General features: G+C 48.1%; 14 protein-coding genes and 1 pseudogene (1 of these 15 only partly in view). All 15 read right to left on the bottom strand.

The window, feature by feature from the left end:
* Positions 1-63: 63 nt before the first annotated feature.
* Positions 64-1,179: a hypothetical protein gene (locus ACPV3A_RS23495; protein ID WP_426201522.1), complete on the bottom strand. Its 1,116-nt coding sequence runs from the start codon at positions 1,177-1,179 to the stop codon at positions 64-66.
* A gap of 178 nt (positions 1,180-1,357) precedes the next feature.
* Positions 1,358-2,284 (bottom strand): DUF2268 domain-containing protein, encoded by a 927-nt coding sequence (locus ACPV3A_RS23490; RefSeq protein WP_426201520.1) that lies wholly within the window; start codon positions 2,282-2,284, stop codon positions 1,358-1,360.
* Between the two features lie 234 nt (positions 2,285-2,518).
* The gene (locus tag ACPV3A_RS23485) at positions 2,519-4,228 is read right to left on the bottom strand and encodes an ABC transporter permease (protein WP_426201518.1); all 1,710 of its coding nucleotides are present in this window, start codon (positions 4,226-4,228) and stop codon (positions 2,519-2,521) included.
* On the bottom strand, positions 4,225-5,253 hold the full coding sequence (locus tag ACPV3A_RS23480; RefSeq protein ID WP_426201516.1) for an ABC transporter ATP-binding protein: 1,029 nt from the start codon (positions 5,251-5,253) through the stop codon (positions 4,225-4,227). Before ACPV3A_RS23480 ends, ACPV3A_RS23485 begins: the two co-directional genes overlap by 4 nt.
* Positions 5,254-5,340: 87 nt before the next feature.
* Positions 5,341-6,459: an extracellular solute-binding protein gene (locus ACPV3A_RS23475; RefSeq protein WP_194542923.1), complete on the bottom strand. Its 1,119-nt coding sequence runs from the start codon at positions 6,457-6,459 to the stop codon at positions 5,341-5,343.
* Between the two features lie 41 nt (positions 6,460-6,500).
* Positions 6,501-7,319, bottom strand: coding sequence for an MBL fold metallo-hydrolase (locus ACPV3A_RS23470; RefSeq protein ID WP_339293968.1), 819 nt, complete (start codon positions 7,317-7,319; stop codon positions 6,501-6,503).
* A 39-nt stretch (positions 7,320-7,358) separates the two neighbouring features.
* Positions 7,359-8,510 carry a GntR family transcriptional regulator gene (locus ACPV3A_RS23465; RefSeq protein WP_220685089.1) on the bottom strand — a complete coding sequence of 384 codons (1,152 nt, stop codon included), beginning with the start codon at positions 8,508-8,510 and terminating at the stop codon, positions 7,359-7,361.
* Between the two features lie 374 nt (positions 8,511-8,884).
* Entirely contained in the window at positions 8,885-9,676 is a 792-nt protein-coding gene (locus ACPV3A_RS23460) for a sugar phosphate isomerase/epimerase family protein (protein ID WP_426201514.1), read from the bottom strand.
* Positions 9,677-9,693: 17 nt separating this feature from the next.
* Positions 9,694-10,692, bottom strand: coding sequence for a phytanoyl-CoA dioxygenase family protein (locus ACPV3A_RS23455; RefSeq protein ID WP_426201512.1), 999 nt, complete (start codon positions 10,690-10,692; stop codon positions 9,694-9,696).
* 105 nt (positions 10,693-10,797) lie between these two features.
* Positions 10,798-11,682, bottom strand: coding sequence for a helix-turn-helix domain-containing protein (locus ACPV3A_RS23450; protein ID WP_426201510.1), 885 nt, complete (start codon positions 11,680-11,682; stop codon positions 10,798-10,800).
* Positions 11,683-11,944: 262 nt separating this feature from the next.
* A pseudogene (locus tag ACPV3A_RS23445) lies at positions 11,945-13,173 on the bottom strand (serine hydrolase domain-containing protein).
* A gap of 97 nt (positions 13,174-13,270) precedes the next feature.
* The gene (locus ACPV3A_RS23440) at positions 13,271-13,939 is read right to left on the bottom strand and encodes a pentapeptide repeat-containing protein (RefSeq protein ID WP_426201508.1); all 669 of its coding nucleotides are present in this window, start codon (positions 13,937-13,939) and stop codon (positions 13,271-13,273) included.
* Between the two features lie 117 nt (positions 13,940-14,056).
* A complete protein-coding gene (locus tag ACPV3A_RS23435; protein WP_216533395.1) occupies positions 14,057-14,722 on the bottom strand; it encodes a TetR/AcrR family transcriptional regulator in 666 nt (221 codons plus the stop codon).
* Between the two features lie 371 nt (positions 14,723-15,093).
* Positions 15,094-16,029, bottom strand: coding sequence for a phosphotransferase family protein (locus tag ACPV3A_RS23430; RefSeq protein WP_220685083.1), 936 nt, complete (start codon positions 16,027-16,029; stop codon positions 15,094-15,096).
* Between the two features lie 88 nt (positions 16,030-16,117).
* Positions 16,118-16,391, bottom strand: partial view of an FG-GAP-like repeat-containing protein gene (locus ACPV3A_RS23425; RefSeq protein ID WP_426201505.1) — the end only. Its footprint extends 1,043 nt past the window's final position; only the last 274 of its 1,317 coding nucleotides appear in the window; the start codon falls outside the window, past its right edge; its stop codon occupies positions 16,118-16,120.

The following is a 16,391-nucleotide window of genomic DNA, read 5'->3' as shown; positions in this document are numbered from 1 at the left end:
AACTGTCCGTCCATTAAATCAAGCTGTCATGAGAATGACTTACACCATACAAACGACAAGTAATCAAATTCTGCTTACATAAAATGATTCGAAATCAGCAACTGAGTCGAACTGGTTCAAAGATACACCTTCTGTTCTTAGATGATTCTCTAATTGTTCGATCAGCTGCAGGACAGCTATTCGCAATGGTTCGAAATCCTCGGGATCCAGAAGCGCAGTGAGATCCGGATAGCTGAAGCGATGATAATATTCCCGATACTCCCCCAAATCGAAAATGCCTGGCCAGCGTCCTGTTTCGGCTGCGTACAAAATACGTGCCAAACCATCTTGTACACCTGTAGCAACGAAAAACGCGGTTTCATAGTGGCCTTTTTCGCAAGCGGTTAGGAGCTTGTTAAGCATTCCTTTTTCCTCTTCATAGTATCCCTTCATCCAATTATGGTATGAACGTAATCCTTTGAGCTTGTTTCTTCGTTCTGAAATTAAATGAAGGGTGTCTACAGTCAGTTTCTCGCAAGTAGTCTTGATTTCATCTTTAGAATGGCTGAACATCATTGTATCAAGGTAGAGATCCAGTTGGTCTGGCTTAATTGGGAGATTGTTGACTTGCTCGCGATAATGGCCCCAACTGCGTGTATAGTACGTTTGGTTTAACAACGCAAGAGATTTAAAAATGGTAGCGGCAATTTCTTGCGCCAGTATCCGACAAAAGGATAAATCCATGGAGTCTCCGGCAAAACGAAGCTTTATCAAGCTAGTAAAACAATCACGCACGACAACCTCAGCTCTATTGATCAATGTTAACGTGTTGGACGGCCCCCCCATGGAAGAGATGGTCTCACGGAGTTTCACGAATTTCGCCAGGTCTTCATCGGAACGCACATACAATAGTTCACAATCCGCAATAATGGTCGTACTCCAATCTTCGGAAGCTGACATTCTTTCAGCACGATCCCATCCAATTGGCCAAAAATCAAAACTAATACCGTCGATTATAAACTGTAATTCCACTTGTTTTCCTCTAGGTGTGGCCGGAATGAAGAAAAAGTCTAAGTCCGATCGCTCTGTCGCCCTCCCCTGCAAATAGGATCCGTAATATCCGACAATCGCAACATCTTGCGGGTAATGGGTCTTAATATGTTTGACAATGACATCGGCTACAGCAAAAACATCAACCATCAAATCCCCCCTCCTACATACATCCTCTTGATCACGTATTGGAAATACGAATCATGGCATATGCTGATCGTATCGCTCATTCTAGTGGCTGATCTCTCAACCATTCATCCTGATACGGACAGTTGCATGGGATAACGAATTGTATTGAAGCTAAATGCTAAAATTTTGAACAATATCTTTAACAGCTAATCATGGTTTCTTCATTCCAAAATTCTTTTACTTCGTCTAGGATTTGAGCAGCAGGCGTTATTGTGGCCTCGAAAATCGTTCTTCCTGTTTTTCGTAAATAATATTGGATTAAATGATATCCGCAAGCGTATCCGGCGCTATAAGGCATGTTGACCGGTGTAAAGTTTTGAAGTTTTGCGATCTCGTCACCGTAAAGATAAGGAGCAAATTGATCAAACCCCGTTAATTGCAATTTCTCTCTAAGCACAGGTTTTATGCGTGTGTTAAGCGTTTCTGCGTTAGTTTTCGTTACCCAGGGACCGAGCAATTCTTCTCCAAACATGAACGTAGCATAGTTCTCAGCTAATCCTTCACTTACAATGAGCTCGCCCAAATTAACGGTGTGATCCCACTGAATAAATTGATAACGTACATTATGGTTGCATTCGTGCGCCAGCGAAGCCTTCATTCGAGGAATCGTGTACTCATTTGGCAAGAGTGTACCCCAGATAAACCCGGGAATGCCCCCAAAGCCGCTATAACCTTCGTTTATTACTAAAGCACGGCTTTCCGGATTCCCTAGTTGAACTGTAAACAAATAGTCGGTTACAGGGAGGTTAATTTCATGCTCTGCAAATAGATGCAAGCTTTTCTTCACAGCATGCTCACACTCTAACCAAAATGATTCGGACGAAATCAGCTCGATCTCTGCCGAAATCTGAGGGGTAATCTGATCTGGGGATCGATGCATCATACTATTAAACGTAAGAACGTCAAAACCATTCGCCTCTTCAGCTTTAAAAGGAATCTGTTGAATCTGCCATTGTTTCATAAAGGGAGCCATCATTTCGTTTCTGAACATTTCAAGCTTTTCCTCGGGCGAAGCTTGAGCAACTTTGTGATAAATATGATCTGAGCGCAGTGATTTAATATTCATTTCTCACACTCCTAGTTATGTATTCATAGAGATAATACACAAACATCATATTTGAAAAGAAGACAACGATGATACACCAACTATAGATATATTCATTTATTACCCTCTTACCTCTAATGGAAAAGGGAGCAGCTGCCGCGGCATCATCTGCTCCCAAGTCATTCAACTCTATCCTTGTTTATTTTTGGTAATGCAAGCCGGGCAAGTCCCTATGTGGCACGTTAACCCGGCAACTCAAGATCTGCTGTTTCTTCCATATACGAAATATAAAGTAACGGATGACATGATCATCAATATCACCGAATAAACCAAGGTCAACGCTTTGGTATCTGCTAGCGCCTGAGCATCCGTGCTGTTCTTGATGACGATTCCTAACGGCTGATACAAAGGATGATAGAGGAACACGGTTACGTCATAATCGGCCAAAATTCCGTTGAAATTCAAGGCAAGAACAGCTAGCGTCGATGGCAGAATGATCGGCAGCAATACTTTTCTGAACGTATAAAACGGTTTGGCACCTAAATTCCTTGCAGCGTCTTCCAAATTGCTGTCCAAGCTGAAGAAGGAGGCCTTGACCATTCGCAGGGTAAAAGGAATATGGATGATGACATACGCAATCAGAAGCATCCAGACCGTGCCAACCAACACCGTATTCCCGATCATCAGCTTCGGCGTGTTAAAGGTTACGATCAGTCCGATCGCAATCAGCGTTGACGGCAGAATCCACGGAATCAGCAATGCGTATTCCAGGGCAAGCGCCCACTTGTTCTTATATTTATGCAATATTCTTGACGCAACCAGCGCCAATGCGACAACAATGACCGAGGCAGCTGCGGCATATAGAATACTTACGAGATAAGGCTTGAATGCCGACATGGATGAAAATACTTGAATGTAATTATCCAACGTGAAGCTGTTCAAATTCAACGTGGCGGTAGAGATACTGGCCGCATCGGTGAACGAAAAGATGATGATCAGCACAACCGGAACGATGTAGAGAACAAACAGGCCGTAAGCCAAAATATGAGCGGCTAAACTCCCGGATTTGCTGCGGATTTTTTGTTTGACCAGCTCCGATTTGACTTTGGAGACCGACATGAAGTTACCTTTACGTTCGAACCGGATCATCACGGTCAACAACACCAGTGTGGCCACTCCGAGAATAAGGGCCAGCAGCGCAGCCAAATCTCTTGACGTCATGCTTCTCGAGAACGTCAGAATCATCGGCGTAATCGTCTGGAATTCCTTGCCTCCGAGGATAAGCGGCGCGGACGTGGCAGCCAGGCCGGTGAGAAAAGTCAGAATCGTCAGCGCATAGATCGTAGGTTTCAGGACCGGGAGCACGACCCGCCGGAGGATATACCAAGTAGACGCCCCCATATTTCTCGCGGCCTCCACCGTTTGAAAGTCGATTTTGCGAATCGCATTGCTCAGGAACAGGAAGTGGTTGGACGTGCAGGCGAACGTCATGACGAATAGAACCGCCCAGTAGCCGTGAAACCATGTCGTATTAAAAGAAGGGAACAATTGAACCAGGAGCTTGGTCATAAACCCCTCTTCGCCATAGACGAATTTATAGCCGGACACCAGCACGACTCCGCTGTAAATCAGGGTCGTAAAATAACCCAATCGCAAAATCTTCGCGCCTTTGATATCGAAATATTCCGAAATCAAAACCAGCGTAATCCCCACCACATTTACCGTAATAACTAGGGAAAAAGCGAGAATAAAGCTGTTATATAAACTTCGCATCGCGCGTTCGGACGACAGCAGCTTCTCTGCCGCTTCCAGCGTAAATTTGCCGTCCTTCATGAAAATTTCGCCGTAAATATTCAAGTTCGGATAAATCAGAAAGGCAATGACAAACCAGACAATCAACCCGTATAAAAGGATCGAGACAGGGTTTATGGAAGCCAGCCGGGTGCTCAGGTTCCGGGCATTCATGCTTCGCCCTCCCTCATCGGATATTGCAAAATATCGCGGGTCGGGAGGTAGATGTCTACATCGTCGCCGACCTCATGATGGACGAGCCTGCTTTCTATTTCGATGGTCTTTAACCGTCCGCCGCCGGCAATCTCCAATACGTACTTGCTGTATAAACCGTAAAATTCCCGGTCCGCGATCTTGCCTTTCAATTGGACCGTATCGATACCCTGCAGGGGCTGCAGACTTACCTTCTCGTTGCGGATATAGGCGATATTCCCCGGCTGAACAACATCATTCAACCGGCTGTTCTCTACCATCCGCGGATCGATCCGGTTAATATCTCCGATGAAATTGCACACAAACTCCGTTTGGGATTGATTGTAAACTTCCATGGGCGTGCCCACTTGCTCCAGGACTCCATGATTGAATACTCCGATCCGGTCGGACAGCGTTAACGCTTCTTCCTGGTCGTGCGTGACATATATCGTTGTGATCCCGAATTTTTTCTGCAATTGTTTCAGCTCATTGCGCAGCTGTACCCGCAGCTTGGCGTCCAAGTTGGATAAAGGTTCGTCCAGTACCAAGATGCTCGGCTTCAAAACCAGCGCCCTGGCAATCGCAACGCGCTGCTGCTGGCCGCCGGATAGTTCCGATACCTTCTTGAACAGCTGATCATCTTTCAAATCAACCTTCCGGGCAATGTCCCGAACCTTCTGATCCAATTCCGCCTTGGGTAATTTCTTGACTCGCAAGCCAAAAGCGATATTCTCGTATACATTCATCGTTGGAAAGAGCGCATAGCTTTGAAATACCATCCCGATCTCTCTTTTTTCGATCGGCAAACGGGTAATGTCGGCGTCTTTCAGCAGGATCTGTCCGCTCGTAGGCATAATAAACCCGACCAGACTGCGAAGGGTCGTCGTCTTCCCGCAACCCGAAGGACCAAGGAACGTGAAGAATTCCCCCTCCCGAATACGCAAATTAAGGTTTTTGACCGCATGAAATTCACCGAATTTAATATCAACGTTCTGGAATGTAATCATATTATTCTCTTCCTTTTTGTTGTACTTGAATGAACGGCTGCATATTGGCATCCCCAACATGCAGCCGGCTTGACTCCATTCCGTTACTTAATGCATAATCTCCAACTCGATTTTCTCCGCCCACAGATCCATGTTTTCAGCAATAAAAGCCCAATCGAAATCTTGTGGTTTTAACGAAGTAAACAGTTCCTTGACGGACTCATTGGCTTGCTCAACCGCTTTCGTATTTGCCGGCATGGCATTGAACTCAGCCGCAAATCCCCCTTGAACTTCGCTGGATCCGAGCCATTCCACGAACCGCTCCGCCGTTGCCTGCTTCTTCGTTCCGTTCACGATTGCCGCATGTTCCACGACCATAGGTACGCCGATTTCCGGACTGACAATGCCTGCTTTCACGTTATATTGCTCTTCCTTCTGCTGCAGGGTTCCGGAGACGAGCGCTCCTAGCGGCGTTTTACCGCTGGCCAAATTGGCATAGAAATCTTCGCCCTCGACTGCGCTGACGCCGTTGTCATACAATTGCTGAATTTCATTCCAGCCTTCCTCGGATATGCCGAGATCACCATTCGGATCTTGGAAGCGGGTCAGAATCCCCGCTACAATAAGGCGAGGCGTATTTTGTCCAAGCAGCGTAGGAGCTTCGTACTTCCCTTTGTACGCATCGTTCTTATAAAGATCCGTCCAGTCTTTTGGCGCGGTATCGGCCGTGAATTCGTTCGGGTTATAACCAAGGAGAATCGCTTGCTTCACAAGACCATGATAGTAGCCTTCCGGATCGTTTAAACCCTGCTCAACGTCACCGGCCCAGCTTGGAACAAACTTAGCCAGAGCGTCTTCCTTTTTCAAATTCTCATAAAGCATATTATTCAAGCCGTATACGACGTCCGCGATCGGGTTGTTCTTCTCGGCAATCAAGCGGTTCGTCAAGTCGGCGCCGCCCGCTCCGACAATTTCGATGTCAAATCCAGCACCTTTCGCTTTCTCGATCAGCCATTCGCCGCGGCCGTCAGAGTTCGCGTTCGTGTACACGATCAGCTTTTCATTCTGGTCTGATTCCGTAGACGACGATTCCGTTGAAGCCGGTGTTCCGGCCGGCGCTCCGGACTCCGAAGTGCCACCGTTTGCATTGCCGGCATTGCTGCCGCCTCCGCAAGCCGAAACAATCACACACATAATGAGAAGTAGTGCCATTGAAAGTTTTCTCATGATTCCCTTAACTCTCCTTTGATCGTGTCATTTTGTTTGGTTTAAATGTTGATGATCAACCCGTCATATGCCGGTACAATTCCGGCGGGGCTGAAGATACGGACAAAATCCTCATGTAGCAGCTTGGAATTATGGCTGAAATGTGTGACGACGATTTGGCCTTCAGGCTTCAGGATATTTTCTTTTTGGAACTCGCGCTGGACTTCCAGCACCGTTTCCACGCACATATGATTGCGGTCGCGGGCATTCCCTGTATAGCCATGCGTGCAGTCGAGGATGGCGCAATCCAGGTTTTTGCCCTTTAACCATGCCCAAGTCGCATCCGGGAACCAGCCCGAATCATGCCCGTACAGCAGTTTTTTCCCTTCCTTTTCGATCACGTATAATAGACAGGTTTCCATCCGGTCATGATCGGCCAACAATGGCGTTACCCTTGCATCGCCCATAGCAAAGGTCTCATACGGGCGCAACAAATGGAATTGATACCTTTGACCTTCAAAGCGGCCGATGGCGGCACGCGTGTGATGCATCACGGTACCATTCCCATAGATGTGCATCGGATGCTGGAGGCCGTGCGCAATCCCTTCCCTGCGGCATTCCAGATCCGCAGCATTGAAATGGTCCGAATGCGAATGCGTGACGAGCAGGTGCTCGATTGCCCCCAGATCGATATTGTCCCGCAGCGCCTGCATATAGGAATCCGGGGAATAGTCAAATTTGATTACATCGTCCATGATGGCCGAAGTTCGTGTACGGATATTTTTTCCACCAAGCTCCCGTGCCTTGGTACAATGCTCGCAGCGGCAAAATGCATTGGGAAAGCCCTCTGCGGCTGCGGTTCCTAGAAAGTGAATTTTCAAAGTCATTTCTCCTTGCCATGCAAACTGTAGTGATCCATTTTAGGTCCTGGACAGAACGGATTGTCGTTCTACAATCGATGTTTGAATTTTAATGGTGATTGGATTCTCGTTGGAGTTGCCAACGCGTTTCATCAGCAAATCAACGGCCGATCGAGCAAGCTTCTCGGTATCTTGTCGAACCGTCGTAAGCGGGGTTGGAATATATGCCGCTAACTGGATATCGGAGAAGCCGACGATGGACAGCTTTTCAGGAACCGGAATATCCATCTGCAATGCGGTATGAATGGTCGAGATGGCGACATGGTCATCCCCGCACATGATGGCCGTCATCCGGGGGTTGTCCTGAATAAACCGCTCCTGCTCCGGATCGAGCTCATTAATGCGTCTGGTATCGCAAGCGACGCTTCGAAAATGAATGTTCTGGTACTTGACCGGAATTTTATGGTCGAGCAGCGCTTGGATATAGCCTTGGTACCGCTCCTTCCTGCTTGTGATATGATCGATCGCGTTCGAAGTGTATCCGACTTCCCGGTGCCCCTTCTCGATCAAATACTTGGTCATTTGATAAGAGCCCATATAGTGGTCGTGATACACGCAATCGATCTCCACTTCATGAAAAATACGGTCGATGATCACCAGCGGCAGTTTGCGAAGCTTTAATCGCAATACTTGATCGCTGCAGGTCTTCCGCCCCTGGGGAAACAGAATGATACCGGTAATTCCTCCTTCGGCCAACCTCTCCAGACAGAGATCCTCATCGTCGCAATCCTTCGTCATTTTCAGAATGAGGTCGCACCCGTGCTTTCGCACTTCAGCCTCGGCGGCGGCGATAATCCTGGAAGTGTAATCGGACAAATGGGGCAAGATGAGCGCGATCTGTCCGAACGGCCTCTCCACGTTCGGCGCCGCCACGGTGCCCTGGGTAGAAATCCCTGAATCGACCATCAATCCTTCTTGAGGCTGGGCAAGGAAGGTCCCTCTTCGGGGCAGGCGGTACACCAATCCCTGTTCGGCCAGCTTTTGAAGCGCCAGCTTGCTTGTCATTCGGCTCACGCCGAACAGCTTGGCAAGCTCTCCTTCGGATGGAACCGGATCATGGGGCCGCAGCCTGCGGCTCTTAATGATCTCGATCACCTGATCAGCCACCCGGTGATATAATTGATTCTGTTTAATCAAACGTACATCTTTCATCAAATTATCCCTCAAATCATTGAGTCGACTCGTATCCGCAAGGGATCTAATTTGACGTTAAGTTATGTCACTGACATATTCAATGATATATATGTAAAATTCTCGTAAATTCTATGTTAAATCGCAATTCTGCGTTCCTATATCAAGAAATACATATCAGTGATATATTATTCGCTTCACATATTAAAGCTTTACATCCGTGATCGCTCCATAATCGTTAGCAAATGCATGGGATAATGCCGCACCCCAAGCAAAAATGTCAAATGACACACAAAATAGCCGCCAGTCTAAACCTGGCGGCTATTTTTAACCTGATCCCCGTTCACGCACTGCCCATTAAGTCTCAAAGTTCTCTGACTGCATAATCCCTTGGTCTAGCTGTATTTCTGCCTAAAGCGGTCCGCGATCCAGTGATTGATCTCAAACAAATCGGCCACAGGTTCTCCTGTAAATGGAATGCGAGGCATGTAGCTGACCGGACCGAACTCAGGGGTTACCGTGAAGTACGGCTTGCCTGCTTGGCTGCAATGCGCCCAAATCTGTTCCCACCAGCCTTCGAATCTTGCCAGTTCCTCCCCATATTCAGGTGCTGCCGGATGAGGAACCTGAGGACCGTTAACATATCCCACTCTTCCATGAGTATGCAGGGTACGCCTAATCATATATACCATATCCTCTTCTTGATCATGCAGCAATGATTCGCAGACACAGGTAAAGTGGCTGAAATCCGCCGTGATTTTCAATTCCGGGAATTTTTTCAACAGCTTCACGGTTGCACGTGGAGTGAACATGGCGCGTCCTCTATGGGTTTCATGCGCCACGTCAACGCCCAGCTTCTTTTCCATGCTCAAAGCGAACTCAAAAAGTGAATCTTGTTCTTCCTCAGAGAAGTAATCTTTACCGGTATGGGAGTTTACGAAGATCGGCGAAAACTCCAATGCACTTTCCAATTGCTCGTGATAAACCTCCTTATGATTTCCATAAGTGAATATCTGAGGGATGTATAACAGCTTGAACTCTTGCAGCAGCTCCTTAAATTCATTCTTGTCAGCATCATTCGGAAGCCCTGTTTCAATACCTTGATAGCCGTTCATATAAGCTCGCACGAATTTCTCTCTTAATGTCCCCTCCATGCCCCAAAAAGCATGAAATAATTGCAGTTTCATCATAATCCTCCCTAGATTTAATCGTCCTTCGTCATCCCCATCGGCATCATCATGCCATTGTCCATTCCCATCATGGTCACGCTATTCGATTCTGCTTCCTCATCAGATAAAAACACCTCGGTACCGAATACAGGCTCGGCAAATGGCAGATGCGTGCTTCCGCGCGCCAGAATTTGACGGTAATTACCCGAGTTTCCTTCGAATCCGTCATGATCCCAAGGAACCCATGACCGGGCGTTGCAGTAATGACACACATAAGATCGGCGGTAACGGTCCGTAGTTCGATTGGGAAAAGAGCGGTGGAACAGATGTGAATGGAAAAACAGCACGTCTCCCGGGCTCAAAATAACAGGGATTGGCGGCGGATAGCCGGCGACTACCTTTGACAGCGTATTCACATTATCGTCTATATGGCTGACGTTCTGGACTCTGTTCAAATCCTCAAACGCATCCACTGCATGAACGTTCCCTCCACCGATTCCATCAGGCGGATACACAGGTTCGTGATTCGACCCCGGAACGACCCATAAGCAGCCATTCTCTTCATCCACTTCCTCCAGTGCAATCCACGCTCCAATCAGTGTGTCGGGGTGCGTCTTGATATAACAGGAATCCTGATGCCAGCCTTGTCCTCCCTTCCCGGGCGGGTTCAGGAAGAGCATGGACTGAAGAGCATAGACGTCGGGGCCGATCAGTGCTTCTGTCACATCGAGAATACGTGGATGGAGCATACCTCGCTCAGCCGCCACATTCACCCGGGAAAGCATATGAATCCGTGTCGCCTTCGCGAATTCTTCCTTGAGCGGATCCGTGCTGCCAGCATTCGCCGTCTTGTCCGGCTGAAGACGGTTGAGCCTAGAATCCTCCGCCAGCTCAAACAATTCGGCGATATCATCCTTTGACAACAAGCCTCTAACAATAAGATAGCCTTCCTTGTGATAGTTCGTATACTCCTTCACACTAACCAAATAACGATTGTCCCTAGCGCGTGATTTCGGGACATAAAATGTACCCATTATTCGAATCCCTCCGTCATTAAAGAATGTCTGCACATTCATTGTACCCGCGCCGGAATCGTGCTCTCAATGGCCTGAAACCGGAAAACGATGTGTTTATTTGATCTAGGGATTGACTAAGATATATCGATTAACCGGGTATGGCGTGCGCGAATCCAAAAGGTCGGCCGTATGACGAAATAATGGATCATTGCAGCGTTTAAGATAATCAGAGGCCGTAATCCCCCGAATCCGTTTATACATTTTGGAGAAATGGTGCTCATCCCCAAAGCCAACCGAAAAGGCAATTTGTTTGACCGAACCTGCTCCCCTCATCATCAAAAACTCTGCGCGGCGCAGCCGTCTTTCCAGCAGCATTCGTTTCGGAGTCATACCCAGGGACACAACGAACACGCGGGTGAAATGCTCATGCGACCATCCGGATCGTGCCGCGATTTCTTCGATGGTTATGGGCTCCGCCAGATGCTCCTCCATGAATTCCAGTGCCCGTTGAATCGGGACTGGCAAGGAGAGTACGCTCCCTTCATCTGTATATCCAGAATGAGACGACAATTCTTCAAGCGAAGCGGCAACAAGCACAGCCAGCCGTCTCCGCCAATAAGAAGATTGGTGATTCGCAATCCAAAGCATCTTCTGCATCATACCAGCAACAAGCGTATGCTGGTTGGAGAGAAACCGATTGCCCTGGCTAAAAAGAGGTTCGAACCTTTCATTCTCTTCCCGAAGGGCTGCGTAGTCAAAGTGGACGAACATATGCCGCACATTCTTCTCCGCGCAGAAACGATATGAATGCTGTTCTCCTGGACGAGTGAAGATGAAACAAGGCTCATCTAATAGAAAGGCTTGACCGCCTATCTCATAGACTGTTCCAGAACCGTCGGGGAAGTAAACCAGTTCGTAATCGTTAATGGTTCTCGGGCCGAGTATGAAACCGGCCTGGATAATAATGTCGCCGACGTTATGAACTACCGGCCATTCTTGCTCAGTCATTCCTCTCTACCGCCTTCCTCCCTGCTTTTGTCTGTTGTTGTTACGATTGTACCAAAGGTCTATGGTTAACCATATATCTTCTTATCATTTTCGACTAAGTGTATATGGGTTTTAACAAGAACATGTATCGTTAAAGCACAAAAAGCCGCAGCTTCGCGGCTTTTAAGCGAGTTTATTTTTGTGAAATGGTGGAAACATCGACGGTTCGGCCACCAGGGCGGCTGAGCGTTAGATGTCGTGGGTTGATGGCAGAGTATACTAGTCAGTCTTCGATTGCCTGATAGACCATAGTCCAGAAGTCGTGGATAAGATGCGCCGAATCCGGGGTGGACATTCCGACTTGAGTGAGCAGGATTCCGGTAAGCTGTTTGTCCGGGTCGGCGTACGCCGAGGTGCCGCTTCCGCCGTCCCAGCCAAATTGGCCGATGGAAGCATAGTCGCCGCGGTAGGTGCGTACCGCCATTCCGAAACCCCAACCGCCGTGCTGCCCTTGGCCATGCGACAAATGGACATTGTTTTTGGCCAAGTCGTCTCGGAATGCTTGCTGCTCGGGCGTAAGGCGGTTCGTGGTCATCAGCTGGACAGCAGGCCGGGACAGGATTCGTTCGGTCCCGTGCATCCCTTGGTTTAGCAGCATCTGTAAATACGCATGATAGTCGTCTACGGTTGACAGCAACCCACCGCCGCCTGCTTGGAACGCTGGCGGCTTACTGTAGCGTCCGCCTGCCGCCTCATCCCATACCATGAACTCGCCGGTCTGCGGATCGGGAACGTAGGCCGGAGGCAGCCGGTCAATTTTGCTTTCGGGCACGTAGAAGCCGGTATCTTTCATCCCCAGCGGTTCAAAGATGCGTTCGCGCAGGAACGTCTCGAATGTCTGACCGGTAACCCTCGCAACGAGTACGCCGAGCACTTCGTTGCTCATGTGGTACTGCCATCGTTCTCCGGGCTGGTAGCATAGCGGGAGCGTACCCAGGCGGCGCATCCACTCATCCGGCTCCGGCATCTCCTGCCCTGGCGTGTCAAATAAACCATTCTCGAAGATCGCGTTTTGGATTGGGGAGCCCATTAACGTCATATCCACTCCGAGTCCGAACGTAGAGGTCAACAGATCCCGCACGGTGATCGGCCGCCGTGCCGGCACGGTTTCGTCCAGCGGGCCGTCGGGTCGCTTCAGCACCTGCCGGTTGGCGAGCTCAGGCAGCCACTTATCTACCGGGTCATCCAGATGCAGCTTGCACTCGTCGAGCAGGACCATCACCGGCGCGGCCCCAACCATCTTGGTAGTGGATGCCATCCGGAAGATCGTGTCCCGACTCATAGGAGCGCCACCGTCATGGCGCATCGTGCCAATCGCTTCGACGTGCGTCTCACCGTTCCGGCTGACTAGGGCGACGAGCCCTGGAATCTTTCCGGAATCGACATGCCTTGCCAGCACGTCGTGCATTTTGCGCAACCCTTTTCAGTGAATCCTTTGTTGCTATGTCCCATTGCAATCTTATTCATTTGATATCCCTCACTTTAATTTTTTTGTAAATCCCATTGTTTTAAACTACACTTTCGCCCGGCTTTGCGTTTTCCATTTGTCTTAAATAACCGTAACCTTGGACAAATCGGCCTCCAGGCCTTTAAGCGCCGCATAGGTCAGCTTATCCATCGTTGCGCCGTCAAAGCAGATGGTTTTGATGGCACGGTAATACTTCTTGGACAACAAAGGTCCTTGGAAAGACGAATTCTTGATTACCGCGCCCTTGAACGAAACGCCGTTCAACCCTGCTTTGTCAAACTTGACGCCGATGAAGGTTTGGCCGTCAAACACCAGCCCTGTCAGATCGCTATTTGTGAAATCTACCCCGTCGAACATACAATTTTCAAAGACGGTGTTTCTAAGATCGGTCATCGTCAGATTGACGTCGGTCAGTTTGACGCCCAAGAATTTTGCGCCGGCCAACCTCGACTTACTGAAGTTGGTGCGCACAAGGACCGTTTTTTTGAAGCTTGCATGGGCCAGGTCAAGGGTGGACAGGTTGCAGTCCGTCAGATTCGTGCCGTCAAAATGGGTACCGTGTACGTCGCTGCTCTTAAACGAACTTCCGGTCAAATCAGCGCCCGAAAAGTCGGAACCGGAGAGCGAGCTGCTTTTAAACTGTCCATTATGGGCCGTAACGCCTGCAAAGTCGCTTTTCGTCAGATTGCTTGCGTTAAAGTTTGTCACTACTTGCCGTTCCTGCGAGTTAGAGGTTTTGGTTTGATTCATAAATATTCACGTCTCCCTTATAATAAGTTTTCTAACACCATTACTTTGAATCCGGATCACCTATTCATACCAACCGTTGGTATGAATAGGTGTAAAAATAAGCTGCCTTCCGGCAGTTTAGTTTTCTTTGCTGATTTCTCTTGCTGACACACGAAACAACTTCTCGTATCGTTGATACATTTGCTCATCGAACAGGTCAAGCCCCAGGCCTTTCAATATTTCATCGAAAAACCTTACCTTGCGTAACATCATCTCGGGCGAAGCTTGGATGACCTCCGGGTTTAGCCACAGGTTCGTGAGAATCACCAAGGCTTCGCTGAGCTCCCTTGGATAATCGGTCCGGATCGAGCCGTCTCGCATCCCCTGTTCGATGATGGGCTGGATATAGACGGGAACCGCTTTTTCAAAGATGTTCTCGATTTGTGCTGCCAGCAGCTTCGGATTGCGCAAGAGGTTCGGCGCCACCGATGCCAGTTCGTTGTGAGCAGCATTGTCGAGAGAGAGTTGGGAAATCTTCCGGAGCTTCTCCAGGCCGTTCAGCCCATTGTCATCCCGGATGCCGGACAGCATCTCGTCAACGCCTTTGAACGCGTGATCGATGACGGCCTGCCAGATCTCTTCCTTCGACTTGAAGTGATGATAAATCGCTCCTTTTGTCAGCCCGCCCAGCTCATTGATGATATCCTGAATGGAGGTCTGCTCGTATCCTTTTTGCATGAACAGATTAAGCGCCACGGTTAGAATTTGGTTGATGGTTTCTTCCGGATATTTATTTCTTGCCATTCGCCCGCAGCTCCTTTCATACATTCGGTTGGTATGTAACAAATATATCCAATCATCCGTATGATGTCAACCCCCTTTTTGAAGTTTATTGATTTTCGTTTTTCATTGCCAGAGTTATTGGCTTCTGTATTCAATAGAAGGCGCGGATACGCGGCTATACCACCATCCCCAGGCAAAAAAAAAACCACACCAAACTAGGGGCGAGGTTTCTGATTGATATCCACTTCCTTTATTTCAAGGTGAATCATCTGGTCTAGCAGTCCTGTACCATCCGGCAAACTGCTCCGATATGTTAAACTAACGCTTCCCGTTAATCCAATCATTTTCTTCACCTTGTTTAACTGAGATACATAAGCATCGTTCAATCTCTGCTAGTCCATCATCATATCAACAACTTTTTTTGCAAACGCAGCATAGGATTCGATCAGATCCGGATTTCGATCAATGGCCCATCGAAGGTTATCGAACGCGCTTAATAGCTGCAAATGTCTCATATCAGCTAGGTTTTCTGCACTTATGCCGTACCCGTCTTGAAATGCTTTGAATTCTTCCGTATTCGGATTTCCGTCTAGCATTTGGCACCGCATCAGCCAAATCATATCCCCATGCGGTACTGTTCTTACTTCTGCATTGCCCCAATCCAATAATATGACTTGTCCCGACTGATTGATAATCGTATTCTTCAATGAAAAGTCTCCATGGATTAAACCGAAACGGAACCTTTCTTTCTTCAAATTCTCAAACAGTTTTCGCACTCTCTGCGAATTCGTATGATTGATTACTCCGAGCTCAATCAATCGATCATTCTCCGTCAAACTATTGATATTATACTGTACATATCCTAGCCAACTGCCGTCCGATCCTGCATGAGAAGGGGAATGAAACTCACCATGGACCGGATCTATTAGATTTTCCCCATATCCCTTCACTGGGATCGAATGAATAAGTTTGGCATATTTGCCAAGCTGCCTCCAAACATCGGTCTTGAGAGCCGTACTATCTACCCCGTTGTCTCCCTCAACGAAAGCTTGAATCATATATGCGGTTTCATCAATTACACCAATGGTCAACACCTCAGGTCCGGGAATACCAATCGCGGCAGCTTGTTCAATACACCATTTTTCTTTCACATAGCTTGGAAATGCAGCTGAGTCGTTCATGCGAACTACGACTTTACGACTCTTGGTTTCAACTACGAAAACCTGATTTACGATGCCTTTTCCTATGATCTGGTAAGATGTTTTTATTTCTTCATGAAGAAAATCGCTTGCAATTCGTTCTGCTTGCGTATCTACAGACTCTCCCACAGTTTATCACCCTCTAAAGTGTCGTATTTCGAATAGATTACCACACTTTTTTTGGAAAGTACGTTTATAACTAAACTATCCTTGTGCGTTAACTTAATGAGATAGCTGGGGGAACCTCCCCGCCCGGATACAATGTCGAGCAGGACAAGCGTTTCGGCTGCGACAGCGGAATACCCGAAGGGATCTCGCTCAGATCCGCAGGCATGCTCGAATATATGGACGCGGTTTCACTGCTGTATATAATGACTTGCTCCGTATGGCTGCCCCATAGGTCAGCATGGACGGCATAGCCCTCGGAAGGAAACTCCACGACCGCGTTCATATGACCGTCATACAATGTTGGGAAGATGCCCCCACCGCGC

The organism is Paenibacillus sp. Dod16 (assembly GCF_049893405.1).
Classification (GTDB): domain Bacteria; phylum Bacillota; class Bacilli; order Paenibacillales; family Paenibacillaceae; genus Paenibacillus_AQ.
Note: the sequence above shows the minus strand (reverse complement) of the source record. Positions and strands in the feature narration are given on the sequence as shown.

Excerpts from the sequence above, each read along its gene's own strand:
- ACPV3A_RS23465 (WP_220685089.1), bottom strand. The coding sequence starts at position 8,510 with ATGAAAGATGTACGTTTGATTAAACAGAATCAATTATATCACCGGGTG.
- ACPV3A_RS23490 (WP_426201520.1), bottom strand. The coding sequence starts at position 2,284 with ATGAATATTAAATCACTGCGCTCAGATCATATTTATCACAAAGTTGCT.
- ACPV3A_RS23485 (WP_426201518.1), bottom strand. The coding sequence starts at position 4,228 with ATGAATGCCCGGAACCTGAGCACCCGGCTGGCTTCCATAAACCCTGTC.
- ACPV3A_RS23475 (WP_194542923.1), bottom strand. The coding sequence starts at position 6,459 with ATGAGAAAACTTTCAATGGCACTACTTCTCATTATGTGTGTGATTGTT.
- ACPV3A_RS23480 (WP_426201516.1), bottom strand. The coding sequence starts at position 5,253 with ATGATTACATTCCAGAACGTTGATATTAAATTCGGTGAATTTCATGCG.
- ACPV3A_RS23440 (WP_426201508.1), bottom strand. The coding sequence starts at position 13,939 with ATGAATCAAACCAAAACCTCTAACTCGCAGGAACGGCAAGTAGTGACA.
- ACPV3A_RS23450 (WP_426201510.1), bottom strand. The coding sequence starts at position 11,682 with ATGACTGAGCAAGAATGGCCGGTAGTTCATAACGTCGGCGACATTATT.
- ACPV3A_RS23435 (WP_216533395.1), bottom strand. The coding sequence starts at position 14,722 with ATGGCAAGAAATAAATATCCGGAAGAAACCATCAACCAAATTCTAACC.
- ACPV3A_RS23495 (WP_426201522.1), bottom strand. The coding sequence starts at position 1,179 with ATGGTTGATGTTTTTGCTGTAGCCGATGTCATTGTCAAACATATTAAG.
- ACPV3A_RS23460 (WP_426201514.1), bottom strand. The coding sequence starts at position 9,676 with ATGAAACTGCAATTATTTCATGCTTTTTGGGGCATGGAGGGGACATTA.
- ACPV3A_RS23455 (WP_426201512.1), bottom strand. The coding sequence starts at position 10,692 with ATGGGTACATTTTATGTCCCGAAATCACGCGCTAGGGACAATCGTTAT.